General features: G+C 68.6%; 21 protein-coding genes, 1 tRNA gene and 1 pseudogene. 6 read left to right on the forward strand and 17 right to left on the reverse strand.

All coding sequences use genetic code 11. From position 1 onward, the window contains the following. Positions 1-189: 189 nt before the first annotated feature. From A7B20_RS21790 to A7B20_RS08845, 8 genes and pseudogenes are all read right to left on the reverse strand, one after another. A pseudogene (locus A7B20_RS21790) lies at positions 190-441 on the reverse strand (hypothetical protein); the annotation flags it as partial. Beyond that, positions 441-515: transfer RNA gene (locus A7B20_RS08815), tRNA-Gln, on the reverse strand. The gene A7B20_RS08815 and the pseudogene A7B20_RS21790, both read right to left, overlap by 1 nt. Before the next feature lie 80 nt (positions 516-595). Beyond that, a complete protein-coding gene (locus A7B20_RS08820; protein WP_102108209.1) occupies positions 596-1,996 on the reverse strand; it encodes a mechanosensitive ion channel domain-containing protein in 1,401 nt (466 codons plus the stop codon). 90 nt (positions 1,997-2,086) lie between these two features. Continuing rightward, positions 2,087-3,814 carry a capsule biosynthesis protein gene (locus A7B20_RS08825; RefSeq protein WP_102108210.1) on the reverse strand — a complete coding sequence of 576 codons (1,728 nt, stop codon included), beginning with the start codon at positions 3,812-3,814 and terminating at the stop codon, positions 2,087-2,089. Continuing rightward, positions 3,792-4,451 carry an ABC transporter ATP-binding protein gene (locus tag A7B20_RS08830; RefSeq protein WP_102108211.1) on the reverse strand — a complete coding sequence of 220 codons (660 nt, stop codon included), beginning with the start codon at positions 4,449-4,451 and terminating at the stop codon, positions 3,792-3,794. The genes A7B20_RS08825 and A7B20_RS08830 overlap by 23 nt, the downstream gene beginning before the upstream one ends. A 197-nt stretch (positions 4,452-4,648) precedes the next feature. Next, positions 4,649-5,947: a Na+/H+ antiporter NhaA gene (locus A7B20_RS08835; RefSeq protein WP_102108212.1), complete on the reverse strand. Its 1,299-nt coding sequence runs from the start codon at positions 5,945-5,947 to the stop codon at positions 4,649-4,651. A gap of 158 nt (positions 5,948-6,105) precedes the next feature. Next, positions 6,106-7,140 (reverse strand): permease, encoded by a 1,035-nt coding sequence (locus A7B20_RS08840; RefSeq protein ID WP_102108213.1) that lies wholly within the window; start codon positions 7,138-7,140, stop codon positions 6,106-6,108. Beyond that, positions 7,133-7,474 (reverse strand): ArsR/SmtB family transcription factor, encoded by a 342-nt coding sequence (locus tag A7B20_RS08845; RefSeq protein WP_102108214.1) that lies wholly within the window; start codon positions 7,472-7,474, stop codon positions 7,133-7,135. Before A7B20_RS08845 ends, A7B20_RS08840 begins: the two co-directional genes overlap by 8 nt. A gap of 98 nt (positions 7,475-7,572) precedes the next feature. On the opposite strand from A7B20_RS08845, the gene A7B20_RS08850 reads away from it, so the two are divergent. Together A7B20_RS08850 and A7B20_RS08855 are read left to right on the forward strand one after the other, a co-directional pair. Continuing rightward, positions 7,573-8,151, forward strand: coding sequence for a uracil-DNA glycosylase family protein (locus A7B20_RS08850; RefSeq protein ID WP_102108287.1), 579 nt, complete (start codon positions 7,573-7,575; stop codon positions 8,149-8,151). Next, positions 8,148-8,921, forward strand: a complete 774-nt coding sequence (locus A7B20_RS08855; protein ID WP_102108215.1) for an SseB family protein — start codon at positions 8,148-8,150, stop codon at positions 8,919-8,921. Before A7B20_RS08850 ends, A7B20_RS08855 begins: the two co-directional genes overlap by 4 nt. Positions 8,922-9,087: 166 nt before the next feature. On the opposite strand, the gene A7B20_RS08860 is transcribed toward A7B20_RS08855, so the two are convergent. From A7B20_RS08860 to A7B20_RS21205, 8 genes are all read right to left on the reverse strand, one after another. Further along, positions 9,088-10,017 carry a 2-hydroxyacid dehydrogenase gene (locus tag A7B20_RS08860; protein ID WP_102108216.1) on the reverse strand — a complete coding sequence of 310 codons (930 nt, stop codon included), beginning with the start codon at positions 10,015-10,017 and terminating at the stop codon, positions 9,088-9,090. After that, the gene (gene rodA / locus A7B20_RS08865; RefSeq protein ID WP_102108217.1) at positions 10,014-11,159 is read right to left on the reverse strand and encodes a rod shape-determining protein RodA; all 1,146 of its coding nucleotides are present in this window, start codon (positions 11,157-11,159) and stop codon (positions 10,014-10,016) included. The genes A7B20_RS08860 and rodA overlap by 4 nt, the downstream gene beginning before the upstream one ends. 10 nt (positions 11,160-11,169) lie before the next feature. Beyond that, complete coding sequence (mrdA, locus tag A7B20_RS08870) at positions 11,170-13,110, reverse strand: penicillin-binding protein 2 (protein WP_102108218.1); 1,941 nt, start codon at positions 13,108-13,110, stop codon at positions 11,170-11,172. After that, positions 13,107-13,646, reverse strand: a complete 540-nt coding sequence (locus A7B20_RS08875) for a rod shape-determining protein MreD (RefSeq protein WP_102108219.1) — start codon at positions 13,644-13,646, stop codon at positions 13,107-13,109. Before A7B20_RS08875 ends, mrdA begins: the two co-directional genes overlap by 4 nt. Beyond that, positions 13,639-14,538, reverse strand: coding sequence for a rod shape-determining protein MreC (mreC, locus tag A7B20_RS08880; RefSeq protein WP_102108220.1), 900 nt, complete (start codon positions 14,536-14,538; stop codon positions 13,639-13,641). Before mreC ends, A7B20_RS08875 begins: the two co-directional genes overlap by 8 nt. A gap of 46 nt (positions 14,539-14,584) precedes the next feature. After that, the gene (locus A7B20_RS08885; RefSeq protein ID WP_102108221.1) at positions 14,585-15,622 is read right to left on the reverse strand and encodes a rod shape-determining protein; all 1,038 of its coding nucleotides are present in this window, start codon (positions 15,620-15,622) and stop codon (positions 14,585-14,587) included. 351 nt (positions 15,623-15,973) lie between these two features. After that, a complete protein-coding gene (locus A7B20_RS08890) occupies positions 15,974-17,554 on the reverse strand; it encodes a 2-isopropylmalate synthase (protein ID WP_102108222.1) in 1,581 nt (526 codons plus the stop codon). 13 nt (positions 17,555-17,567) lie between these two features. Continuing rightward, positions 17,568-17,735 (reverse strand): hypothetical protein, encoded by a 168-nt coding sequence (locus tag A7B20_RS21205; protein WP_157937635.1) that lies wholly within the window; start codon positions 17,733-17,735, stop codon positions 17,568-17,570. Between the two features lie 234 nt (positions 17,736-17,969). Between A7B20_RS21205 and A7B20_RS08895 the strand changes: the two genes are divergently transcribed. The 3 genes from A7B20_RS08895 to A7B20_RS08905 are packed head-to-tail and all read left to right on the forward strand — an operon-like array spanning position 17,970 to position 20,866. Next, a complete protein-coding gene (locus A7B20_RS08895) occupies positions 17,970-18,683 on the forward strand; it encodes an SDR family oxidoreductase (protein WP_102108223.1) in 714 nt (237 codons plus the stop codon). A gap of 3 nt (positions 18,684-18,686) precedes the next feature. Then, entirely contained in the window at positions 18,687-19,346 is a 660-nt protein-coding gene (locus A7B20_RS08900) for an SDR family NAD(P)-dependent oxidoreductase (RefSeq protein WP_102108224.1), read from the forward strand. Beyond that, positions 19,340-20,866 carry a cryptochrome/photolyase family protein gene (locus tag A7B20_RS08905; RefSeq protein WP_102108288.1) on the forward strand — a complete coding sequence of 509 codons (1,527 nt, stop codon included), beginning with the start codon at positions 19,340-19,342 and terminating at the stop codon, positions 20,864-20,866. The genes A7B20_RS08900 and A7B20_RS08905 overlap by 7 nt, the downstream gene beginning before the upstream one ends. A 19-nt stretch (positions 20,867-20,885) precedes the next feature. Here the strand turns inward: A7B20_RS08905 and A7B20_RS08910 are convergent, their stop codons facing one another. Beyond that, positions 20,886-22,328: an MORN repeat-containing protein gene (locus tag A7B20_RS08910; RefSeq protein ID WP_245866749.1), complete on the reverse strand. Its 1,443-nt coding sequence runs from the start codon at positions 22,326-22,328 to the stop codon at positions 20,886-20,888. Positions 22,329-22,542: 214 nt separating this feature from the next. Between A7B20_RS08910 and A7B20_RS08915 the strand changes: the two genes are divergently transcribed. Further along, on the forward strand, positions 22,543-24,237 hold the full coding sequence (locus A7B20_RS08915; protein ID WP_245866741.1) for an NAD+ synthase: 1,695 nt from the start codon (positions 22,543-22,545) through the stop codon (positions 24,235-24,237). Positions 24,238-24,309 lie beyond the last annotated feature (72 nt).

Here is a 24,309-nt window from a genome sequence, read left to right on the forward strand (position 1 = left end):
ACTCCAGGTCCGCATAGCCGTCCTCAACGGCTACACCGCGCTCGGCATCCCCGTCACAGAGGCCGTGGGATAAGTCTGTCCGGGGAAAGGGGAACCTCGGTCGCCAGGTGATTTGCGCAACAGAGCCACTACGAGGAGACGAGCCGCGCGGCTCATCGCCTCGGGCAGTAAAGCGGTCCGAAGCGAGAGACAGAAAAACTTTTGGCGCCCCCTTTTTGCGATGACGTCGGGTAAACGCTTGCGAAAGTAATAAATGCGGCCTCGGCGCTGGAGGTAGGGGCCGGCCGGACGGCGCCGGGCACCGGCACCCCCCGCGCTTGGCCGCGAGGCCGTTTGTGTCATGGCGTGTGTCACAGGCTCGGCGGAGTGTGACACAGGGTTTTGGGACAGGGGCCTGTCGACCCAATATTCTTGGGCTTTTTGCGTCTGATTGGGAAACATGGCTGGGGTGGTAGGATTCGAACCTACGATACACGGTACCAAAAACCGATGCCTTACCACTTGGCTACACCCCAACGGTGCGCGGTTTCTACTGGGGGCCGTCGGGCGGTGCAAGGCAAAAAATGCGTGGCGACGACAGCTTCCGGAACGGCCCTCACTCGGTCGGGGCCTCGCGGCGCAGGAGGTCGGGATTCGCCTCGTCGCGGCGCTCGTGGGCGATCATCTCCTCCAGCGCCACGTCGTCCTTCGCGTCGACATCCGCCGCCACCGGGGCGCCGGGCAGGGGGCCCACGGGACCTGGCCGGGCGGGAGCGGGGGCAGTAACTTCGGGCAGGCCCACGTCGCCGTCGAGGCGCAGGCCGTAGGTCGCCTCGGGCACCCGCACGCCCGAGGCCTCCACCGCCGCCTTCACCAGGCGGAAGGCCTCGCCCCGGGCGCGCAGCAGCGATGTCGTGCGCTGGTCGATCCAGCCGGTCACGGTGAACTCGACCCCGCGGTCGGTCAGACCCTCGATCCAGACCGAGATGCCCGGCTGCTCGAGCGTGAAGGGCAGGGCGGCGACCGTTTCCTCCATCAGGCTGCGCACCGCGGCAAGGTCGCTGTCCGGGGCCACGGGCAGCGAGAACTGGAAGCGGCGTTCGGCGTTGCGGGTGAAGTTGACGATGCGGCTCTTGAACACCGTGGCGTTGGGGATGCGGATGTGGTTGCCGTCGAAGCTGAGCAGGATCGTCGCCCGGCTGGTCAGGCGGATCACCTTGCCCTGGTCGCCGTCGATCTCGACCGCGTCGTTGGGCTGGAACGGCTGGCGGATCGACAGCATCACCGAGGCGATGAAGTTCTCGACCGTGTCGCGGACGGCGAAGCCGATGGCGAGGCCGATGATCCCGGCGGCGCCGAGGATCGTGCCGAGCAGGGCCGTGGCGTTCAGGATGTCGAGGGCGACGACGATTCCCGCGACGGCGAAGACCAGCCGCACGATCTGGCGGTAGATGTCGGCGATGAAGGCATTGGGGGCGATCCGGTCCCAGGGGCGCTGCAGGCGGGCCAGCAGCAGGCCGATCGCGAGGATCGCGCCCGCGACGGTCAGCGCCACCAGCAGCAGCGGCAGCGCCGCGGCGCCCTGGCGCAGCCGCACCAGCATCCGCTCGGCCGCCGGGTTCAGCCGCTTTGCCAGGTCCGTGGTCTCGACCACCTCGTTCTGCACCGTCAGAACGCCGTCGATGCCCGCCACCAGCGTTTCCAGCCGGGCCAGCGCGTTGGCGTCCAGCACCTCGCCGGTCAGGGTCACGATCCCCGAGCGCACGGTGACATCCACCGCCTCGTAGCCGTCGAGTTCGATCAGGATGCCGCGGATGCGCTCGGCGATGCGGGCGTCGGTGGCGATGTCATCGGCGAGGGAGACCTGTCCGGCCTCGCCGTCGGGGGTGGCCTCGGGCCTGTCCTCGGTGGTCGTGGCGCCGCCGTCGGCGGCGCGGGTGTCCTGGGCGGGCACCGGCGCGGCCGTCAGGAGGCAGATCGCGAGAAGGGCGCCGGTCAGGCGGAAAAGGGAAATCATGGAGCGGCGTGCCTTCGGTCTTCGTCGCCGAAGGTTAGCCGGGCCGGAGCGGGCAGGGAAGCCCCGGCCGGGGGGCCGGGGCGCGCGCCGTCAGGCCGAGACCTGTTCGCGCAGGATCGACGCGGTGAGCGAACACATCAGGTAGATTCCCGAGAAGATCAGGAAGGCCAGCAGCGTGTTCTCGAAGGCGCGGGGATAGGTCGCCTCGTCCGGCGGGATCGGACTGACGCCGACCGAGAGATAGCGTACCTGGCGGTTCGCCTCGATCCGCGCGGTCTCGAGCTGCTGGAGCGCCTGCTGCATCATCAGCGTCCGGGTCTGGAGATCGACCTCGGCCATGCGGAGTTCGCTGCTGACCTGCGCCAGCGAGCGGCCGTCGCCGGTGCCGTCGGTCAGCTGGCCGCGCAGCGAGGCGACGAGCTTCTCCAGCCGCTCGATGTCGCCGCGCACGCCGTCGACCCGGGCCTGGTTGGGGCGGCGGTTGTCCAGCAGCTGCTGGAGCTGCAACCGCTTCTCCTGGAGCTGGACCTCGAAGGTGGTGATCTGGCTCATCACGCCGCCGCTTTCGGCGCGGGGGTCGAAGACGCCCAGCTGTTCCTGCAGGTCCAGCACCTTCTGCTGGGCCGCCTGCATCTTCGCCTCGGCGTCTTGGTAGCTTTCCATGGCGCCTTCCATCTGGTCGGCGCGCAGACGCTGGGTCAGGTTGTCGATCTGCTCCTCGGCATAGGCGATCATCTTCCGCGACCACTCGGCACTCAGCTCCGGATCGGGGGCCACGACCTCCATCTTGATGATCCCCTCGGAGGGGTCGTAGCCGATTTCCACGTTGCTGCGGAACACCTTGTAGGCCTGTTCGTTCGTGGCGTCGGCCGGCAGGCGCTGGATCGGGTCGATGGCGGGATCGGCGAAGACCTTCTTGAAGCCAACGTCGCCGTCGAGGCGCATCATCACGTCGCGCGACTGGAGATAGCTCTGGACGGTGATCGAGTCCTGGCTGGTGGCAAAGCCGGTGCCCGAGAACAGACCCGACAGGGCGCCGCCGCCGCCGCCGCCGCCCTCGTTCTGCTGGATCACGAACTCGGACTTGGTGGCGTACATCGGGGTGGCCATGGCGTAATAGTAGTAGCCCGCCAGCAGCGTCGGCAGGCCGACGAAGAAGGCCAGCCGCACCAGCAGCAGCAGCGACTTGCGGCGGCGGCGGCGCGCGATGTCGCGCTGGATGCGGCGGATCTCGGCCATGCGGTCGGCGCGGGGATCGGCGTGCCGGACCTCGGTCGAGGGGACGGCGCCGGGGGCGACCGTCTGCGGCAGCTGCACGCGGCTTTCTCCCACCTCGCGGCCCGTCTGCCGCGTTTCGCCCTGGCCCGCGTCGGGCACCACCAGTTCCAGCATGTTCGCACGTTCGAACGGGTCGATGCCCCGGGCCCGCAGCTGGCGCACCGCCTCGAAGTCCGACGTCGGGGTCAGGCCGTGCTTCTGCGCCAGGCGCCGGGCCATCCGTAGCTGGCGGCCGGTCAGCCCCTCCCGGCGCAGGGCGTTGATGTCCTCTTCGGCGGCAAGTTCCCCGGGGTCGGCGATCCGCGCGTCCTCGGCCGGGGTGGGGGAGTCGTTGGCGGGGGCGCGGGCGGCGGTATCGCCCGGCTCCAGGATCGGCTGCACCCGCGGGCGGCGCGGGGCGGTCTCGGGCGCCTGCCGCTCCGCGCGCGCGGGGACGGCGTCCGGGGTCGCGGGGGCGGCGGGCAGGTCGTCCTCGATCACCATGGCCAGCGGACTGGAACGGCGGATGCGGAACTTTCTAACCTTGGGTTTCGTAGTCATAAAGTGCCTTCGCCTCTTCCAGTGTGTCGAACATCTGCAACTGTCCGTTCATCAGGACGGCCGCGGAGCGACAGAATTTCTCGAGCGTCTGGGCCTGGTGCGACACGATCACGATGGTCGCGTTCTCCAGCCGTTCGCGCAGCAGCGAGCCGGCCTTGCGGTTGAATTCCACATCCGTGGTCGAGGGCATGCCTTCGTCGATCAGGTAGATGTCGAACTCCAGCGCCAGCAGCAGCGCGAAGCTGAGCCGCGAGCGCATGCCGGCCGAGTAGGTGCCCACCGGCATGTCGAAGTATTCGCCGAGGCCGCAAAGCCAGCGGCAGAACGCCTCGAGGTAGTCGGGGTCGATGCCGTAGAGCTTGGCGATGAAGCGCGCGTTCTCGGTGCCCGAGAGGCGGTTGATGACGCCCCCCATGAAGCCGAGCGGGAAGGAGATGCGGCTGGTGCGGTTGATCTGCCCCTCGTCCGGCTTCTCGAGCCCGGCCATCATGTTGATGATCGTGGTCTTGCCGGTGCCGTTCGGGGCGAGGATCCCCAGGGAATTGCCAAGCTCGATGCGGAACGAAGCCAAGTCCAGGATCACCTTGTGATGCGATCCCGTCCAGTAGGACTTGCTGACGTTCTCGAACTCGATCATTCGCGCCCCGGCGCATTGCGGTGGGTTCGGTCACAGTAGCGCAACTGTGGTTAACCCAACACCTACAGATCCAATTCGGCCAGATTAAGCCCGATTCCGGGCACTGTCTGCGGCCCTGCACGCAATTTTGACAGATCCCTGCACAATCGAGCCAGGGCGACGGCGCCCCGGGGGGCACCGTTGCGCCATGATCGGGCTCAGCCGGTCTGCTTTTCGACTCGCGCGATCTTGCCCGCGATGATCGAGACGATGGCGGCCGCGAAGCTGAAGAGCGCCCCCATCTTCGCCGCGTCCTGCACCGGCCCGCCCGGGAAGGCGACCGAGGCGACGAACAGCGACACGGTAAAGCCGATGGCCGCGACGCAGCCCACCACCACCAGGTCGACCGAGCGCATGCCCTTCGGCAGCCCGAGCTTCAGCGGGTAGGCGGCGATGTAGCCGAACAGGAAAATGCCCACCGGCTTGCCGATCAGCAGGCCCGCCAGCACCAGCCAGGTCGGTGCGCCGATCGAGTTGAACTCGACCCCAGCGTTCAGCAGGCCGAAGAAGAACAGGATCACCTCGACGGGATGCTTCAGCAGGTGCTCGGCATGGTTCAGCAGGTCGGTCAGGTACTGCTCGGCCTCGCTGAAGATGCCGAAGGCGCGGTCGGCGTGGGGCAGGGTCGGCACGATCGGCAGGAGGCCAAGCGCGGGGTGCAGGCCGCTTTCCTGGAACGCCCACCAGCTGATGCAGCCCGCCACGAGGTAGGGCCAGAACGACAGCTTCTCGCGCACCCAGGTCGAGTTCGGGCGCACCTCGTTGTGGCGGTCCAGCCGCCGCGGCAGCCAGTTGAACAGGAGGAACACGATCACCGCGGCGGCGAGCGAGATCAGCAGCATCTGCGGCGCGAGATCGCCCGAGGGATAGAAGATCGCGAGGATGATCAGGCCCGCGGCATCGTCCGCGATGGCCAGAAGCAGCAGGAACCGCACCGCCGGATGCCCCGCGCCGAAGACGATGCGGCCGACGAGATAGGAGAAGGCGATGTCGGTGGCCGTTGGGATCGCCCAGCCGCGATGAACCGCGTTGAACGTGTCCGACCCGAGGAACAGCGCGAGGCCGAGGTACACCGTGATCGGCCCGAGCATGCCCCCGAGCGTCGCCACCAGGGGCGTCGCCGCCTTCTTGCCGCGCAGCGAGCCGTTCTGGAGGATCACCGCCTCCCAGACCTCCTTCGCGGCGATGGCGAAGAAGAAGGCCATGAGGACGTCGTTCACGAGGTAGTGGAAGCTCAGCACCTTTGTGGTGTCGCCGATGCTGTCGATGTGGAAGTCCTCGCCGTAGGCGGCCAGCCACTTGCTGGCGTCGGTGCCCACCAGGTCGTTGAACCACAGCGGATAGTCGACCATGTGGTGATAGCTGTGGGGATCGACGTTCGCCCAGACCAGCGCGATCAGCGCGCCGAAGATCAGCAGCAGCGAATAGTTGGTGACGAAGTTCCAGACGCGATACATGTGGCGGTGTCCCCCAGGCCGTTTTGTCCGAAAGGGGTACGCGATCCCCTATCCTTGGGCAACCGGACAGGACGGACCCGCCGGGACATCCGCGCAGATTCCGCGCAAATTGTGCACATCTGCCCGCTGCGAAGGAATGGGCCCCGCCCCGGGCGCGCTCAGGCCAGCGCGCCCCAGGCCAGCCCGGCGAGGATCGCGCCGGTCATGGCGAGGCCGATGTAGGCGGCGAAGACCCGCGGCTTCACCAGCGCCCAGACGGCGATGGCCGCGGGGATGCAGCTGACCCCGCCCGCGATGACGAAGGACATCGCCGCGCCCGGCGCCATGCCCTGCACCAGCAGCGCGTCGACCAGCGGCACCGCGGCATAGCCGTTCAGGTAGGCCGGTCCGCCCACCAGCGCGCCCATCAGGATCGGCTTCAGCCCCGTGCCGCCGAGGAGCCCCGCCACCGTCTCGGCCGGGACATAGGCCAGCATCAGCGCCTCGAACAGATAGGCCAGCAGCAGCCACTTAGTCAGGAACAGGCCGTTCTCGACCGCCGTGTCGCGGAAGGTCTCGCGCCGGGGCGCCTCGGTCCAGAAGGTCCAGACCGGCTTGCCCGCAAAGGGTTTCCTCGCGCCGCAGCAGCCCTTGCGCGCGGGTTGCGGCTTCAGCGGATCGGCGAAGACCGGGCTCGCCTTCAGCGCCATCACCGTCGCCCCGCCGAGAAGCCCGATGGCGACGGCCGCGATCGTCTTGGCCAGCGCGAAATCGAAGCCGAGCGTGGCCGAGGTGATCAGGAACATCGCCGGGTCCATCAGCGGCGAGGCCAGCCAGAAGGCCATCACGGCCGAGAGCGGCGCCCCGAGCGCCAGCATCGCGGCGACGAAGGGGATCACCTCGCAGGAGCAGAAGGGCGACAGCCCCCCGAGCAGCGCGGCCAGCGCGATCATCCTGACCTCCCGCCCCTCGAAGGCACGGGCCAGCAGCGTCTCGGCCCCGCTCGCCTTCAGATATGCGACGGCAAGGACCGCGAAGACGATGAAGGGCAGGGTGTGCAGGAAGGATCCCGCGGCTTTCGCGACGATCTCCGGCGCGGCGGCCGTGTCGAGCAGCGCGACGGCCAGCACCACGGCGACCGAGGCCGTCCAGGCCGAGAAGGTCCAGCCCGGCAGTTTCCGGCGCGGGGCGGGGGCGGTGGTGATGTCAGCCATGGTCGTGCTCTCCGGGCGTGGCGCAATCGGCGCAGCATTCGGTCAGAAGATATCCCGACAGGGCCTGCACCCGGTCGAAGGCGGCGGCGGCGCAGATGATCGAGCGGCCCTGCCGGGTCTGCTGCACCAGCCCCGCCTGGGTCAGGATCCGCAGGTGGTGGGTGAGGGTCGAGCCGGTGACGCCCGCGGCAGCGCCGAGCGCGCCGATGGAGAGCCCCGGCGGCCCGGCGCGCACCAGCACGCGCAGCACGCCGAGGCGCTGCTCCGACCCGAGGGCCGCGAAGGTCGAGGCGGCTTCCTCGATGCTGAGGCCACAGGCGGGGGTCAGGTCCATGGCGCGATTCTCCCTCTGTTCATTTCGATAATCTTAGAAATATGGAAATCGCGCAAGCCGCATTTGCCGATGCCCCCCGCGACGCCTATGTGCCGCCCATGTCCGTTCCCGACCGCCTTGCCGCCTGCACCCTCTGCGCCGACCGCTTCGCCGCCACGGCGACCGCCCACCGGCCCCGCCCCGTGGTCTGGTTCCGCCCCGGCGTTCGCATCCTGATCGCGGGGCAGGCGCCCGGCGCGCGGGTCCATGCCTCGGGGCGGCCGTTCAGCGATCCTTCGGGCGACCGGCTGAGGGACTGGACGGGGCTCGACGCCGAAACCTTCTACGACCGCGACCGCGTCGCCATCGTGCCCATGGGCTTCTGCTTCCCGGGCTACGACGCCAAGGGGTCCGACCTGCCGCCCCCCGCGATCTGCGCCCGGACCTGGCGGAACGCGGTCATGGACCACATCGGGCATGTGCCGTTGACCCTGCTCGTCGGCGGCTATGCCCAGAAGTGGCACCTCGGCCCCGGCACGGTCGCGGCCCATGTCGCCGCCTGGCGCGACCATGCGCCCGCCGTCTTCCCCTTGCCTCACCCGTCCTGGCGCAATACCGCGTGGCTGCGCAGGCATCCGTGGTTCGAGGCCGAACTGCTGCCCGCCCTGCGCGCCCGCGTCGCCGAGGAGATCCGATGACCCCGCTTGACCGCGCCCACGCCGCCATGGAGGCCGCGCCCGAGGACGATGCCGCGCGCCTGCGCTTCTACGAACGCCTCGCCGATGGCGAGCTGTTCCTGCTTCTCGCCCGCGACTCCGACGGCGAGACGCTGGACCCGGACGTGTTCGACACCGCCGACGGCCGCTTCGTGCTGGTCTTCGACCGCGAGGACCGGCTCGCCGCCTTCACCGGCCGCCCCGCCCCCTATGCCGCGCTCTCGGGGCGCAGCGTGATCGCCATGCTGGCGGGGCAGGGGCTGGGCCTTGCCCTGAACCCCGAGGCCGCGCCCTCGGCCACCCTGCTCGGGGCAGAGGCGGTGGACTGGCTGCACGCGACGCTGGCCCGGGTGCCCGACACGGTCGAGACCCGCCCCGAGGAGGTGAGCGCGCCCCGCGGCCTGCCCGAGGTGCTGCTGGGTGCGCTCGACACCAAGCTCGCGACGGCGCGGGGGCTGGCGTCCTCGGCCTATCTCGCCGGGGTGCGGTACGACGGCGGCGGGCAGGGGCACCTGCTGGCCTTCGTCGGTGCGCTGCCGGGGGCGGAACCGGCACTGGCCCGGGCCGCGGGCGAGGCGCTGACCTTCTCGGGGATCGAGGCTGGGACGCTCGACGTCGCCTTCCTTGCCGCCGCCGATCCGCTGGCGGCGCGGCTCGCCCGGGTCGGGCTGCGCTTCGACATCCCGAAGGCCGAGGCCGCGGCCCCCGTCGCGCCCGGAATGGATCCGGAGCGGCCGCCGAAGCTGCGCTGAACGGTCGGCGGGGGTGCTGGCGGAGAAGTCGGATGCCTCCGGCGGGAGTATTTGTACAAAGAAGAAACAGGGGAGTTTGAGATTCCCCGTGGTGCCGCTGGGTTGACATCGGCAGGCACGGGGCGCGGCGCAAGGGACCGGGTCCCTGCGCCGGACCGGCCCGGGATCAGTAGCCCGCCGCGCGGTCGACGAGGTGCAGCAGGGGCTGGCCCGCCTCGCTGCGGGCGATGTTCGCGGCGATGGTCTGGGCTGCCGTGTCGGACCGGGTCTCGCTGGCGATGTGTGGGGTGACCGTCACCTTCGGATGCGCCCAGAAGGGGTGGTCGGGGGGCAGCGGTTCGGTCCGGAAGACGTCGAGCGTGGCATGGGCGAGGTGGCCGCTGTCGAGCGCGGCAAGCAGGGCCGCGTCGTCGATCAGGGGGCCGCGGCCGGGGTTCAGGATCACCGCGCCCTCGGGCAGCAGGGCGATCCTTTCGGCGTCCAGCAGGTTTTCCGTCGCCGGGGTCTGGGGCAGCAGCAGGACGAGGAAGTGGGAGGTCGAGAGCACCTCGGAGAGCCCCTCCGCGCCATGATGGCAGGTGATGCCCGGCACGGCCTTCTCGCGGCGGCTCCAGCCTGCAACGGGAAAGCCGAGCCCGGCCAGCGCCTGTCCCGAGGCCGCGCCGAGGGCGCCGAGGCCGAGGATGCCGACCTGCCGTTCGCGCGCGAGCGGCGGCAGCCGGGGCGTCCAGCGGCCGTCCTGTCCCTTGATGTCGGCGTCGAGGTTCAGGAGGTGGCGCAGGACGTGGCCCGCCACCCACTGCACCATACCCTCGGTCAGGCCGGTGTCGACCATCCGGGCCAGCGGCTGTGTCAGCGTCGGGTTGCCGACCACCGTCTCGACCCCCGCCCAGAGGCCGAGCACGCCCTTGCAGGCGGTGTAGGGCGTGAAGTCCGTCACCGGCCCGTTCGGGGCGAAGACGATGTAATCGACCGTCTCGGGCGGATGCGACGTGGCGAGGTCCACGTCCAGCCCCTCGGCGGCGAAGGCCCGCCGCAGCGGCGCCTCGTACTCGTCCCAGCGATCGGGCCTCGCGGAGAACAGGACGCGGATCATCGGCCGCGCGGCCTGTGCACGTGGGCCGACTGGGTCAGCCCGAAGGCGACGAGCAGCACCAGCATCGCCGAGCCGCCGTAGCTGACCATCGGCAGCGGCACGCCGACCACGGGGGCGAGGCCCATGACCATCGACATGTTGATCGCGAAGAACAGGAAGAAGGTCGTCCCGATCCCGAGCGTGAGGAGCGAGCCGAACCGGTCCTTGTTGGAGAAGGCGGAGTAGAAGCAGAACAAGATGATGAGTCCGTAGAGCACGAGGAGGGAGGAGGCGCCGAGAAAGCCGAACTCCTCGGCCAGCGTGGTGAAGATGAAGTCGGTGTGCTTCTCGGGCAGGAAGTTCAGCCGCGACTGCGTGCCCTGCATGAAGCCGCGTCCCGTCCAGCCGCCCGAGCCGAGGGCGATCTTCGACTGGGTGATGTGGTAGCCTGCGCCGAGCGGATCCGACGAGGGGTCGAGGAAGGTGTCGATCCGGCGGAACTGGTAGTCCTTGATCAGCTGCCAGTCCGTCCCGCGCGACGCGAAGACGGCGAAGACCAGCCCGCCGACCCCGGCGATGACCACGCCGAAGTACCACCAGCTGACCCCGGCGAGGAACATCACCGTGCCACCCCCCGCGACCAGCAGGATCGCGGTGCCGAGGTCGGGCTGCTTCAGCACCAGGAAGGTCGGCAGCAGGATCAGGATCAGCGGGATCGCCACCCAGAGCGGATGCGACGTCCTGCGGATGTCGAGCCAGTCGTAATAGGCGGCCAGGATCATCACGAGCGTGATCTTCGTCAGCTCCGAGGGCTGGAGCCGCATGAAGCCGAGGTCGATCCAGCGCGTCGCGCCCATGCCGGTGGTGCCAAAGAACTCGACCGCCAGCAGCAGCAGGATCGACACGCCGTAGGCGAGCCCCGCCATGTTGCGCCAGAACCAGATCGGCACCATGGCGATGGTCAGCATCGCCGCCATGCCGAGGGCGAAGCGCTTCATCTGCGGCTCGGCCCAGGGTTCGAGCGAGCCGCCGGCCACCGAGTAGAGCATCAGGAAGCCGACCGAGGCGACCGCCATCAGCAGCAGGATCAGCGGCCAGTTGAGATAGAGGATCTTCGACAGGCCGGTGGGCACCCGCTTGACGTTGTATTCGAGGTAACTCATGCGCTTCCCCTCAGGCCCGGTCGCGGCCGGGGCTCGCCGCGCTGTCGCGCAGCACCAGCTTCGCCTGCATCTCGCGGATCTTCCCGCGCTGGTAGGACGGATAGGCCTCGATCGGCGGCATCCCTCCGTACATCGCGTAGAGCAGCACGTCGCGCGCCAGCGGCCCGGCCACCGAGGATCCGCCGCCGCCGTGTTCGACGACCACAGCCGCGGCGTGGGTCGGGTTCTCGAACGGGGCGAAGGCGACGAAGAGCGCGTGGTCGCGCCGCTCCCACGGCAGGTCGCTGTTCGAGGTCACGCCGCGCGCCCGCTCGGCCGCGGTGATGTTCCTGACCTGGCTGGTGCCCGACTTGCCGGCCAGCTTGTGGCCGTCGGCGTCGATCCTGACCGAATACCCGGTGCCGCGGCGGGTGTTGGCGACCGCGTACATGCCCTTGCGGACCAGCCGCAGGTGATTTTCGTTGAAGCCGAGGGGCGAGGCGCCGACGATCTCGGTCTCGATCCCGTCGATGGATTTCACCAGCCGCGGCATGATCGCGTTGCCCGAGGCCAGCCGCGCGGTCATCACCGCCAGTTGCAGCGGCGAGGCCAGGACGAAGCCCTGGCCGATGGAGGCGTTGAGGCTGTCGCCCACCAGCCAGTCCTTGCCGTAGCGTTCACGCTTCCACTGCTTGTCCGGCATGATCCCGCCGGTGACGGCCGACATCGGGATGTCGAACCGTTCGCCGAATCCGAAGCGGCGCGCCACCTCGGCGATCTTGTCCACGCCGATCTTCTGCGCCATCTCGTAATAGTAGACGTCGCAGGACTGCTGGAGGCTCTTCTCGAGGTTGACGTAGCCGTGGCCGCCGCGCTTCCAGCAGTGGAAGCGGCGGTCGCCGACCTTGGTGAAGCCGGGGCAATAGGCCGTCTCTTCCGAACTGATGCCGCTTTCGAGCGCGGCGAGGGCGACCATCATCTTGAAGGTCGAGCCCGGCGGATAGGCGCCCTGCACCGACTTGTTGGCGAGCGGGCGGTACTTGTTCTCGGTCAGCTCGGCATAATCGGCGCTGGAGATGCCGCGCACGAACTTGTTCGGATCGAAGGTCGGGGCCGAGCCGATGGCCAGCAGGTCGCCCGAGCGCGGATCCATCACCACCGCCGCCGCGCTTTCCTCCAGCATCAGCCGCGCCTCGACGAAGTTCTGGAGGTTGGTGTCCACCGTCAGTTGCAGGTCCGACCCCGGCACGCCGTTGTCGCGGCCAAGCTCGCGCATCACCCGTCCGGCGGCGTTGACCTCTATCCGCTTGCTTCCGGCCTTGCCGCGCAGGTCGCGTTCGTACTTGTTCTCGACCCCGGTCTTGCCGATCTGGAACTTCGGGATCTGGAGCAGGGGATCGTTGTCCTCGATCCGGTTCAGGTCGTAGTCGCTGACCGGGCCGACATAGCCCACGATATGCGAGAAGTCGGGGCCCAGCGGATAGTGCCGCGTCAGGCCAACGTCGGGGAAGATCCCCGGCAGGGCAGGGGCGTTGACGGCGACGGTCGCGATGTCCTCCCAGCTGCGCTGATCGGTCAGGGTCACGGGCACGAAGGGGCTGCGGCGCTGCATCTCGCGCAAGCTGCGCTCCAGCTCGTCGGGGTCGAGGTAGATCAGCTGGCGCAGCCGGTCGATCACGGTGTCGACGTCGCCCGCATCCTCGCGCACGATCACCACGCGGTAGTTCTGGGTGTTCTCGGCCACCGGGATGCCGTTGCGGTCGAAGATCAGCCCGCGCGCCGGGGCGATCAGGCGCATGTTGATGCGGTTCTCCTCGGCCAGCAGGCGGAACTCGTCCGCCTGCTCGACCTGCATCTGCCGCATCCGCCAGCCCAGCACGCCCAGCATGCCCGCCTGCAATCCGCCCAGTACCAGCCCGCGCCGGGTGATCTTCCTGGCCGAAGCCTCGGTATCCTTAGGGGATCGCTTCATGCCCTGTGTCCCAATGCGTCGGCCTCGCCCGGGGCCATCTTGTGCACGCCGAAGGCATAGCGCGACACCAGCACCACCAGCGGATAGCCGAGGATCGAGGTGACGAGCTGCAGCGCCGCCATGCCGACGGGCGGGTGCGGCACGAAGAAGATGGCGAGGATCAGCGCGTTGCCCATGGTCATCAGTCCCAGGATCCCGCTCACCATGAACCATTCGACGAGAAAGGGAAGGTCGCGGCTCAGATGTTCGCGGGCGCGCAGGAACTCGAGCCCGGCGAGGGTCAGCGCCGACCAGAGGCCGATGGGCCGCAGGAACAGGATGTCGGTGAACAGGCACACCAGCGCCACCAGCAGAACCGGCACGTAGGACGGGCGGCGCAGCACCCAGGCGAAGGCGAGCAGCGCCAGGATGTCCGGCCCCGGGAACCGCGGATCGCCCAGGCGGAAGGGCAGCAGCTGGACGAAGACCACCACCATGGCGATGGCCACGAACAGCAGCCGGTAGGCGATCCTGCGGCGGGCGACGGGATCAACCATCGGCATCCCCCGTCACGATGGGAGCGATGGCGCGCTGCGGCACGACGAGGGTGCCGGGGTCGGTGATCGACTCGGCCGCGTGGCTTCTCAGCACCCGCAGGAACTCCAGCCGCTCGGAATCGGCGGCGAGGCGCACGCGCAGCTGCCGGTCGGTGCCCAGCACCACCTGGCCCACCAGCAGCCCCGCCGGGAACACCCCGCCGTCGCCCGAGCTGATGACCCGGTCGCCGGGGCGGACCGCCTCGGGCGCCTCGAGGAAGTCGAGCAGCGGCAGCGGCGTGTTGTCCCCCGCCAGGATCGAGCGCTGGCCGGAGGGCTGGATCGTCACCGGGATGCGCGAGTTGTTGTCGGTCAGCAGGATTACCCGGCTGCTGCTCTGCCCGACGCCCGAGACGCGGCCGACCAGCCCCAGCCCGTCGGTGGTGGCCCAGCCGTTCTGGATCCCGTCCCGCGCGCCGACGTTCAGCAGCACAGACTGCCGGAAGGGCGAGCCCGAGTCGGCCAGCACCACGCCGGTGATGTAGGTCAGCGAGGGGTCCAGCCGCACCTTGTTCAGGTCCAGAAGCTTCGCGTTCTCCTGTTCCAGCTGGAGCGCCGCTTCCTTCCAGGCCTTCATCTGCTGGAGTTCGCGGCGCAGCTCCTGGTTCTGCTCGTAGATCCGGGTGTAGCTCTGGAAGTTCTCGACCATCAGCGCGACCCGCGTCACCGGCACCAGCGCCCAGTCGAAGGACGGCACGACGCGGTCCACCACCTGCGCGCGGAAGCGTTCGGCCCGCGGGCTGTCGATGCGCCAGAACAGGAAGATCGCAAGGCACAGGCCGATGATCCCGAACGCCAGGATGCGGCGGATCGGGCGGACATAGGTATCGCTGGTCCCTCTGTCGCGTGCCATGGGCCTGTCCCGTGCTGCGGGTCGATGGGCGGAACGGTCCCGCCGCTCAGCTGTCGTAGTCTATCACATGCCGGAGCTGCTTTTCGTATTCCAGCGCCTTGCCCGTGCCGAGGGCGACACAATTCAGTGACTCGTCGGCCACCGAAACGGCCAGCCCCGTCTGCTCCCTGAGCGCGAGGTCGAGGTCGCCGAGCAGCGCGCCGCCCCCGGTCAGCATCACGCCCCGGTCGACGATGTCGGCGGCGAGGTCGGGCGGAGTCGCTTCCAGCGCGATCATCACCGCCTCGCAGATCGCCTGCACCGGCTCGGCCAACGCCTCGGCCACCTGGGCCTGGTTGATCTCGGTCTCCTTCGGCACGCCGTTCAGCAGGTCGCGCCCCCGGATCATCAGCGCCGCGCCGCGCCCGTCGTCGGGCATGCGCGAGGTGCCGATGGTGGTCTTGATCCGCTCGGCCGTCGCCTCGCCGATCAGGAGGTTGTGCTGGCGGCGCAGGTAGCTGACGATCGCCTCGTCCATCCGGTCGCCCCCGACCCGCACCGAGCGGGCATAGACGATGTCGCCGAGGGAGAGCACCGCGACCTCGGTGGTGCCGCCCCCTATGTCGACGACCATGTTCCCCGTCGGATCCGTGATCGGCATGCCGGCCCCGATGGCCGCCGCGATGGGCTCGGCGATCAGCCCGGCGCGCCGCGCGCCGGCCGACAGCACCGACTGCCGGATCGCCCGCTTCTCCACCGGGGTGGCGCCGTGGGGGACGCAGACGATGATCTTCGGCTTCGAGAAGGTGGTGCGCTTGTGGACCTTGCGGATGAAGTGCTTGATCATCTCCTCGGCCACGTCGAAATCGGCGATGACGCCTTCGCGCATGGGCCGGATCGCCTGAATCGAACCCGGGGTGCGGCCCAGCATCAGCTTCGCGTCCTCGCCCACGGCAAGCACCTGCTTGCGCCCTTCCTTGATGTGGAAGGCGACGACCGAGGGCTCGTTCAGCACGATTCCCCGTCCCTTGACATAGACCAGCGTGTTGGCCGTGCCGAGGTCGATCGCCATGTCGGACGAGAACAGACCGGTAAAACTTCCCATCGGCGCGTTACCCCTTGAAAGATGGTTCTGGCCCCGCGACTCCACCCCCCGCAGGTCCGTCCGGCTTATAGGCAGGCGGCCGGGGACGGGAAAGGCCCGATTGGCGGCTTTCGGCCAATTCCCGCGTGCCGGGGCCTTCGCCGGCACGGTCGAAATGCCGCATCCGGCAGCCGTGTTGCGGGAAAAGTGAAAAGCTGCCCCGGGCCTCAAGGGGTCCGGGGCGGCGGAATGTTCGAAATTGGAAGGCCGGGCAGGGTGTGGCATTTTCAGCGCCCGCCCCGCGAAATCCTCTGCCGACGCGGCGTCGGCAGGTCGGGACGGCACCATGGATGCCGTCCCGAAACGCGGCGATCAGCCGGCGTCCTTGTAGCTCACGCCCTTCACGTCGGCATCCGGTCCCGACATCGCGCGGCGCAGCAGGAGCCGGTTCAGCGCCGCGACATAGGCCTTGGCCGAGGCGACGACGGTGTCGGTATCCGCCGACTGCCCGGTCACGATGCGCCCGTTCTCCTCCAGCCGCACGGTCACGGTGGCCTGCGCGTCGGTGCCCTCGGTCACCGCGTGCACCTGGTAGAGCTGCAACCGCGCGTCGTGGCCGACCACCTGCTTCACCGCCTTGAACGCTGCATCCACCGGCCCGTCGCCGGTGGCCGTCACCTGGTGGTCCTTGCCGTCCATGGTCAGCGTCAGGTCGGCCGACTGCGGCGCCTCGGTGCCGCAGATCACCCGCAGGAACTTGATCGAGATCCGCTCGGCGTCGCTGCCCGCCTGGGTGCGCATCAGCGCCTCCAGGTCCTCGTCGTAGACTTCCTTCTTGCGGTCGGCGAGCGCCTTGAACCGCACGAAGACGTCGTTCAGTTGGTTGTCGGCCAGTTCGAACCCCAGCTCCTTCAGCTTCGAGCGCAGCGCGGCGCGGCCCGAATGCTTGCCCATGACGATGTTGGTCTCCTTCAGACCCACGTCAGCGGGACGCATGATCTCGAAGGTCTCGGCGTTCTTCAGCATCCCGTCCTGGTGGATGCCGCTCTCGTGGGCGAAGGCGTTCTTGCCCACGATGGCCTTGTTGAACTGCACCGGGAAGCCCGACACCGTCGCCACCCGGCGCGAGATGTGCATGATCTTGGTGCTGTCGACGCCGGTGGTCCAGGGCATGATGTCCTTCCGGACCTTCAGCGCCATCACGACCTCTTCCAGCGCCGTGTTCCCGGCCCGCTCGCCCAATCCGTTGATCGTACACTCGATCTGGCGGGCCCCGCCCGCGACCGCCGCCAGCGAGTTCGCCGTCGCCATGCCGAGGTCGTTGTGGCAGTGGGTGGCGAAGATGACCCCATCGGCGCCCGGCACCTCGGCGATCAGCCGCCGGATCAGGTCGGCCGATTCGACCGGCGCGGTATAGCCAACGGTGTCGGGAATGTTGATCGTCGTCGCGCCCGCCTTGATCGCGATCTCGACGACCCGCGCCAGGTAGTCCCACTCGGTCCGCGTCGCGTCCATGGGCGACCACTGGACGTTGTCGCAGAGGTTCCGCGCATGGGTCACGGTGTCGTGGATCCGCTCGGCCATCTGGTCCTTGTCGAGGTTCGGGATCGCCCGGTGCAGCGGCGAGGTGCCGATGAAGGTGTGGATCCTCGGCTGCTTCGCGTGCTTCACCGCTTCCCAGCAGCGGTCGATGTCCTTGAAGTTGGCGCGGGCCAGGCCGCATATCACGGCGCGCTTGCTGCGCTTCGCGATCTCGCTCACCGCCTCGAAATCGCCTTCAGAGGCGATGGGAAATCCCGCCTCGATGATGTCGACGCCCATGTCGTCGAGCAGTTCGGCGATCTCCAGCTTCTCGGCATGGCTCATGGTGGCGCCGGGGGACTGTTCGCCGTCGCGCAGGGTGGTGTCGAAGATGAAGACGCGGTCTTGGTCCTGGGGGGTCTCTTGGCTCATCGGAAAGCCTCCTTCAGATAGGGGTCTTGGCGGCTCTGGGGGCGCCGGAAACGCCGGAACACGGCTGTTCCACAGGTTTGATCGGCAGGACGTCCAACCTCACGACGTCAACGGACGCGCGGGGCTGACCTTGCATGGCATCGAACAGCCCGAGCGTTCCGGCCAGGTTGATCTTCTGCATGGGAGGGGTCCTGTGGCTGATCCTGGGTTCCGACGCTGTCCAAGCCGAGCGGCCGCGCCGGAAGGCACGCTCAGCAGAGGCTAAGAAGCAGCAGACCGCGCAGGCCGGGCGCCGCCGGACGGGCGGGCAGGGCAGGGATATGGGCGCGGTGTTCCATGGGCCGCACTATAACCCCGGTGCGACAAAAGAAAACCCCCGATTGACGGAGAGGCAGCCGCCGCTAGCTGCCCCGGCATGACAACGGAAAAGCGACAGGCGCTCGTCACCGGCGGCGCGAAGGGAATCGGGCGGGGCGTGGTGCACGACCTGCTGGAACACGGCTGGCAGGTGGCGGCCATGGACGTGGACGGAACGGCGCTCGACGCGCTCGGGGAGGCGCCGGAACTCACGCGGATCACCGGAGACGTGGCAGACGAGGGGGCGGTGAAGGCCGCCGTCGCGCGGCTCGACTGGCTGGATCTGCTGGTCAGCAACGCCGGGATCGCGGGGCCGGAGAACGGACCCGTAGAGGATCTGTCGCTCGACGAATGGAACCGCAGGATCGCGACCAACCTCACCGGCAGCTTCCTGATGGCGAAGCATTGCGTCCCGAAGCTGCGCGCGGCGCAGGGCAGCATCGTCGTCGTCACCTCGACACGCGCCTTCATGTCCGAACCGCATACCGAGGCCTATGCCGCCAGCAAGGGCGGCCTCACCGCGCTGACCCACGCGCTGGCCGTCAGCCTCGGCCCCGCAATCCGCGTCAACGCCGTGGCGCCGGGCTGGATCGTCACCGGCGATCCGGGCGAATTGCGCCCCGAGGATCACGCCCAGCACCCTGCGGGCCGGGCGGGGACGCCCGCCGACATCGCCGAGGCGGTGCGCTATCTCGCCGATGCGGGCTTCGTCACCGGCCAGACGATCACGGTGGACGGCGGCATGACCGTGAAGATGATCTATGAGGAATGAGCGATGAGGGCCCTGGTGATCGGCGCCTCGGGCGGCATCGGTGCGGCCATCGCGACCGAGCTCCGGGACCGCGGCCATGACGTCACCGCCCTGTCGCGCAGCGGCGACGGCCTCGACGTGACGGACGAGGCGAGCGTGGCCCAGCATCTCGGCCGCCTCGACGGTCCGTTCGACCTGGTCTTCGTCGCCACCGGCGCGCTGGTCGTCGATGGCCACCAGCCCGAGAAGTCGCTGAAGGCGCTGTCGGCCGAGGGGCTTTGCGGCCAGTTCGCCGTCAACGCCATCGGCCCCGCGCTGGTTCTGAAGCACGCGCTGCGCCTGATCCCCCGCAACCGCCGCGCGGTCTTCGCGGCGCTTTCGGCGCGGGTCGGGTCCATCGGCGACAACGGGCTGGGCGGCTGGTATTCCTACCGCGCGTCCAAGGCCGCTCTGAACCAGCTGATCCACGGTGCCGCCATCGAGATCGGGCGCACCCACAGGCAGGCCATCGCCGTCTGCCTGCACCCCGGCACCGTGGCGACCGATTTCACCGCCGGATACCCCGACCACGACAAGGTGACGCCAGCCGCCGCCGCGAAGAACCTGCTCGACGTGATCGACGGACTGACGCCCGACCAGTCCGGTGGCTTCTACGATTATGCCGGGAAGGAGATCCCCTGGTGAGCCGCCTGATCCTGATCCTCGGCGACCAGCTCTCGCCCGAGATCGCCGCGCTGAAGGCGGCGCAGAAGGGCGATGTCATCGTCATGGCCGAGGTCGCCGACGAGGCGAGCTATGTGCCCCACCATCCGAAGAAGATCGCCTTCCTCTTCGCCGCGATGCGCAAGTTTGCCGCCGCCTTGCGCGACGATGGCTGGGACGTCGCCTATACCGAGCTGGACGATACCGACAATTCCGGCTCGATCCCCGGCGAGCTTCTGCGCCGGGCCGAGCAGTATGGAACATCCGAGGTCATCGCGACCGAGCCCGGCGAGTGGCGCCTGATCGAGGCGCTGAACGACATGCCGCTGAAGGTCCGCCAGCTGTCCGACGACCGCTTCCTCGCCTCCCACAGCGAGTTCGAGGCCTGGTCGAAGGGGCGCAAGGAGCTGCGGATGGAGTATTTCTACCGCGAGATGCGGCGGAAGACCGGCCTTCTGATGGAGGGGGACGAGCCCGCGGGCGGCAAGTGGAACTTCGACCACGACAACCGCAAGCCCGCCCCGGACGAGGTCGATTTCGGCGGGCCGATGCAGTTCACCCCCGACGACACGGTGAACGAGGTGCTGGAGCTGGTCGAGGCGCGCTTCTCCGACAATTTCGGCGAGCTGCGCCCGTTCTGGTTCGCCACCGACCGTGGCCAGGCGCGCCGGGCGCTGACCCATTTTATCCGGAACGCCCTGCCGAAGTTCGGCGATTACCAGGATGCGATGCTGCGCGACGAGCGATTCCTCTACCACGCCGTCGTCTCGATGTACCTGAACGCGGGCCTGCTGCACTTGCGCGAGATCTGCGAGGCGGCAGAGCAGGCGTGGAAGGACGGCGAAGCTCCGATCAACGCCGTCGAAGGCTTCATCCGCCAGATCATCGGCTGGCGCGAATACATGCGGGGCATCTACTTCCGGGAAGGGCCGGATTACACCCGCCGGAACGCGCTGAAGCACGGGCGCAGCCTGCCGCCGATGTTCTGGGGTGCAGAGACGCGGATGCACTGCATCGAGAAGGCGGTGGAGCAGACCCGGACCGAGGCCTATGCCCACCACATCCAGCGGCTGATGATCACCGGCAACTTCGCCCTGCTGGCGGGGATCGACCCCCACGAGGTGCACGAATGGTACCTTGCGGTCTATGCCGATGCCTATGAGTGGGTCGAGGCGCCCAACGTCATCGGGATGAGCCAGTTCGCGGACGGCGGCATCGTCGGCTCGAAACCCTATGTCTCGTCGGGCAACTACATCGCCAAGATGTCGGATTACTGCAAGTCCTGCGCTTATTCCGTCAAGGAAAAGACCGGCGAACAGGCCTGTCCGTACAACCTGCTGTACTGGGCCTTCCTCGACCGCCACCGCGACCGCTTCAAGCCGAACCCGCGCATGGCGCAGATGTACGCGACCTGGGACCGGATGGATGCCGAAAAGCGGAAAACGATCCTGTCCGAGGCCGAGACCTTCCTGAACCGCATGGCCCAGGGCGCGACGGTCTGAGCCGCGCCCTTGTCACCCCCTACTGCGTTTCGGACGGCGTTTCGGACGGCGTTTCGGTCTGCGGCTGATCGGGCTGGGTCTGGCCGCCCTGTTCCGTCTGCTCGGTCAGGACGCCGCTCTTCCAGGCGCCCGAGGCCTCTTCGCCGCTGGCGTACTTGATCGTCCCCTGGCCCTCGCGCTTGCCCTCGACGAAGGCGCCTTCGTAGACGTCGCCGTTGGCATAGGTCGCCACGCCCTCGCCGGAGATCTCGCCGTTCTCCCAGTTGCCGACGTAGCTGAAGCCGTCGGGCATGGTGATCTTGCCGCGCCCCTGGCGCTGGCCGTCGACGAAGCTGCCCTCGTAGATCGTGCCGTCGGGATAGGTGGCGACGCCCTGGCCGTTCCTCTTTCCCTCCTTCCAGTCGCCCACGTAGGTGTAGCCGTCGGGATAGGTCATCGTGCCCTTGCCGTCGTTCTTCGCGTCCTTGAACCCGCCCTCGTACACGAGGCCGTTGGCATAGGTCGCGATTCCCTCGCCCTCGATCACCCCGGCCTTCCACTGGCCCTCGTAGGTGCTGCCGTCGGGATAGGTGATCTTGCCCGAGCCGTCGGCCAGGTCGTTCCTGAACTGCCCCTCGTAGACCGAGCCGTCGGGGTAGGTGACGGTGCCCGTCCCCTCGATCCGCCCCGCGACCCAGTCGCCGGTATAGGAATAGCCGTCGGCGCCGGTGAAGGTGCCCTGGCCCTCGCGCTGGTCGCCCGCGAAGGCACCGACGTAGACATCGCCGTTTGCATAGGTGACCTTGCCCTGGCCCTGCCGTTCGCCGGCCACCAGCTCGCCCTCGTAGACGTCGCCGTTCGGCTGGGTCAGGACGCCCGTGCCGCTGATCTCGCCGTCCTTCCAGCTTCCGACGTACTTCAGTCCGTCGGGCATGGTCAGCGTGCCTTCGCCTTCGCGCACCCCGCCGACGAGGTCGCCCTCGTAGATGGCGCCGTCGGGATAGGTGATGGTGCCGCGGCCTTCCTTCTCGCCGTCGACCCAGGCGCCGTCGTAGACATAGCCGTTGGGCGAGGTCATGCGGCCGATCCCGTGGTGCTGTGCGTTGCGGAACCCGCCCTCGTAGGTCACGCCGTTGGCATAGGTTGCGATGCCCTGGCCCTCGATCTTGCCGTCGACCCAGTCGCCCTCGTAGGTGCCGCCGTCGGCGAAGGTGATCTTGCCGATCCCGTCGGGCTTGCCCTTGGCGAACTGCCCCTCGTAGATCGAGCCGTTGGGGAAGCGCGCGGTGCCCTGACCCCTGATCTCGCCGTCGACCCATTCGCCGGAATATTCGTAGCCGTTCGGCAGGCGGTAGGTGCCGGTGCCGTTCTGGCGGCCGTCCTTGAACGTGCCCTCGTAGACGCCGCCGTCGTCGTACTGCTTGGTCTGAACCTCGCCGCTGTCCTGCGCGATGGCGAAGCCGGTGCCGAGCCCCGCCGCCAGAACCGCCGTCGTCAGCCGGAGGACCCGGCCGGACCGTTTGGTCGCTCTGTATCGCACGTCTGCCCCCATCGTTCCGAACGGCCCCTGTTTCGCCGCGTCCCCGAACCTAGCCGCGGCCCGGAAACGCCGCAACGCTTTTTGCCCCGCCCGGCGGCGGCTCGCCTTCCCATTCCCGCGCACTCTGCTAGATCGGCACCCAGCGAAAGGAAGCCCGATGCCCGACCCGATGACCGAACCGTCCCGCGAGACCGGCCGCGACAGGTTCCGCCTGACGCTTGCCCAGCTGAACCCCACGGTGGGCGACATCGAGGGCAACGCGGCCCTCGCCCGGGACGCCTGGGAGAAGGCGCGCGCGGCGGGTGCCGACATGGTCGCGCTGCCCGAACTCTTCATCATCGGCTACAACCCGCAGGACCTGGTGATGAAGCCGGCCTTCCACCTGCACGCCATCGCCGCGATCGAGCGGCTGGCGCAGGACTGCGCCGACGGTCCCGCGCTGGCCATCGGAGGCCCCTGGATCGAGGGGGCGGAGCTGTTCAACGCCTATCACATCTGCCGGGGCGGCAAGGTGACCTCCCGCGTGCTGAAGCACAACCTGCCGAACGAGACGGTGTTCGACGAGGTGCGGGTGTTCGACAGCGGCCCCCTCGGCGGGCCCTATTCCGTCGGCAACACCCGCGTCGGCTCGCCGATCTGCGAGGACGCCTGGCACCCCGAGGTGTCCGAGACCCTGGCCGAGACGGGGGCCGAGTTCCTGCTGGTCCCGAACGGCTCTCCCTACTACCGCGGCAAGCTCGACACGCGCTTCAACCACATGGTCGCGCGGGTGATCGAGACGGGGCTGCCGCTGATCTATCTCAACATGGTCGGCGGCCAGGACGACCAGGTGTTCGACGGCGGCTCGTTCGGGCTGAACCCCGGCGGCAAGCTCGCCTTCCAGATGCCGATGTTCGACGAGACGCTGGCCCATATCGACCTCGTGCGCGGGGTGAACGGCTGGCGGATCGAGCAGGGGCAAGAGGCGCCGATCCCCGATGCCTGGGAACAGGACTATCGCGTCATGGTCACGGCCCTGCGCGACTACATGAGGAAGAGCGGGTTCAGGAAGGCACTGCTCGGGCTTTCGGGCGGCATCGATTCCGCACTGGTCGCCACCATCGCCGCCGACGCGCTCGGCCCCGGGAACGTCCGCTGCGTGATGCTGCCCTCGGAATACACCTCTCAAGGCTCGCTCGACGACGCGAAGGAGGTGGCGAAGCGGCTCGGCTGTCCCTACGACTTCGTGCCGATCGACGCGGGCCGGGCTGCGATCACCGAGACGCTGGCGCCGCTGTTCGAGGGCCGCGCCCCAGACCTGACCGAGGAGAACATCCAGTCCCGCCTGCGCGGCCTGCTGCTGATGGCGCTTTCCAACAAGTTCGGCGAGATGCTCCTGACCACCGGCAACAAGTCGGAGGTCGCGGTCGGCTATGCGACGATCTACGGCGACATGGCGGGCGGGTACAACCCGATCAAGGAGCTCTACAAGACCCGCGTCTTCCAGACCTGCCGCTGGCGCAACGAGAACCACCGCCCCTGGATGAAGGGCCCCGAGGGCGAGGTGATCCCGCCGAGGATCATCGACAAGCCGCCTTCGGCGGAACTGAGGGCCGACCAGAAGGACGAGGATTCGCTCCCGCCCTACGAGGTGCTCGACGCGATCCTCGAACAGCTGATCGACCGCGACGCCGCGGTCTCCGACGTCGTCGCCCTGGGCTACGACAGGGAGACGGTGAAGAAGGTCGAGCACCTGATCTACATCAGCGAATACAAGCGCTTCCAGTCCGCGCCCGGCGCGCGGCTGACCAAGCGCTCGTTCTGGCTCGACCGCCGCTATCCGATCGTCAACCGCTGGCGCGATCCCTCCTGAGCGCGGGCGGGCGTCGCCCCTGGCGCTCACCTTCAGACGGTGGGCTGCGTCACCCGCCGGACGCCTCCGGCG

The sequence above is a fragment of the Oceaniglobus roseus genome, from assembly GCF_002869745.1.
Classification (GTDB): domain Bacteria; phylum Pseudomonadota; class Alphaproteobacteria; order Rhodobacterales; family Rhodobacteraceae; genus Oceaniglobus; species Oceaniglobus roseus.

Excerpts from the sequence above, each read along its gene's own strand:
- A7B20_RS08820 (WP_102108209.1), bottom strand. The coding sequence starts at position 1,996 with ATGATTTCCCTTTTCCGCCTGACCGGCGCCCTTCTCGCGATCTGCCTC.
- A7B20_RS08825 (WP_102108210.1), bottom strand. The coding sequence starts at position 3,814 with ATGACTACGAAACCCAAGGTTAGAAAGTTCCGCATCCGCCGTTCCAGT.
- A7B20_RS08830 (WP_102108211.1), bottom strand. The coding sequence starts at position 4,451 with ATGATCGAGTTCGAGAACGTCAGCAAGTCCTACTGGACGGGATCGCAT.
- A7B20_RS08835 (WP_102108212.1), bottom strand. The coding sequence starts at position 5,947 with ATGTATCGCGTCTGGAACTTCGTCACCAACTATTCGCTGCTGCTGATC.
- A7B20_RS08840 (WP_102108213.1), bottom strand. The coding sequence starts at position 7,140 with ATGGCTGACATCACCACCGCCCCCGCCCCGCGCCGGAAACTGCCGGGC.
- A7B20_RS08845 (WP_102108214.1), bottom strand. The coding sequence starts at position 7,474 with ATGGACCTGACCCCCGCCTGTGGCCTCAGCATCGAGGAAGCCGCCTCG.
- A7B20_RS08850 (WP_102108287.1), top strand. The coding sequence starts at position 7,573 with ATGTCCGTTCCCGACCGCCTTGCCGCCTGCACCCTCTGCGCCGACCGC.
- A7B20_RS08855 (WP_102108215.1), top strand. The coding sequence starts at position 8,148 with ATGACCCCGCTTGACCGCGCCCACGCCGCCATGGAGGCCGCGCCCGAG.
- A7B20_RS08860 (WP_102108216.1), bottom strand. The coding sequence starts at position 10,017 with ATGATCCGCGTCCTGTTCTCCGCGAGGCCCGATCGCTGGGACGAGTAC.
- rodA (WP_102108217.1), bottom strand. The coding sequence starts at position 11,159 with ATGAGTTACCTCGAATACAACGTCAAGCGGGTGCCCACCGGCCTGTCG.
- mrdA (WP_102108218.1), bottom strand. The coding sequence starts at position 13,110 with ATGAAGCGATCCCCTAAGGATACCGAGGCTTCGGCCAGGAAGATCACC.
- A7B20_RS08875 (WP_102108219.1), bottom strand. The coding sequence starts at position 13,646 with ATGGTTGATCCCGTCGCCCGCCGCAGGATCGCCTACCGGCTGCTGTTC.
- mreC (WP_102108220.1), bottom strand. The coding sequence starts at position 14,538 with ATGGCACGCGACAGAGGGACCAGCGATACCTATGTCCGCCCGATCCGC.
- A7B20_RS08885 (WP_102108221.1), bottom strand. The coding sequence starts at position 15,622 with ATGGGAAGTTTTACCGGTCTGTTCTCGTCCGACATGGCGATCGACCTC.
- A7B20_RS08890 (WP_102108222.1), bottom strand. The coding sequence starts at position 17,554 with ATGAGCCAAGAGACCCCCCAGGACCAAGACCGCGTCTTCATCTTCGAC.
- A7B20_RS21205 (WP_157937635.1), bottom strand. The coding sequence starts at position 17,735 with ATGCAGAAGATCAACCTGGCCGGAACGCTCGGGCTGTTCGATGCCATG.
- A7B20_RS08895 (WP_102108223.1), top strand. The coding sequence starts at position 17,970 with ATGACAACGGAAAAGCGACAGGCGCTCGTCACCGGCGGCGCGAAGGGA.
- A7B20_RS08900 (WP_102108224.1), top strand. The coding sequence starts at position 18,687 with ATGAGGGCCCTGGTGATCGGCGCCTCGGGCGGCATCGGTGCGGCCATC.
- A7B20_RS08915 (WP_245866741.1), top strand. The coding sequence starts at position 22,543 with ATGCCCGACCCGATGACCGAACCGTCCCGCGAGACCGGCCGCGACAGG.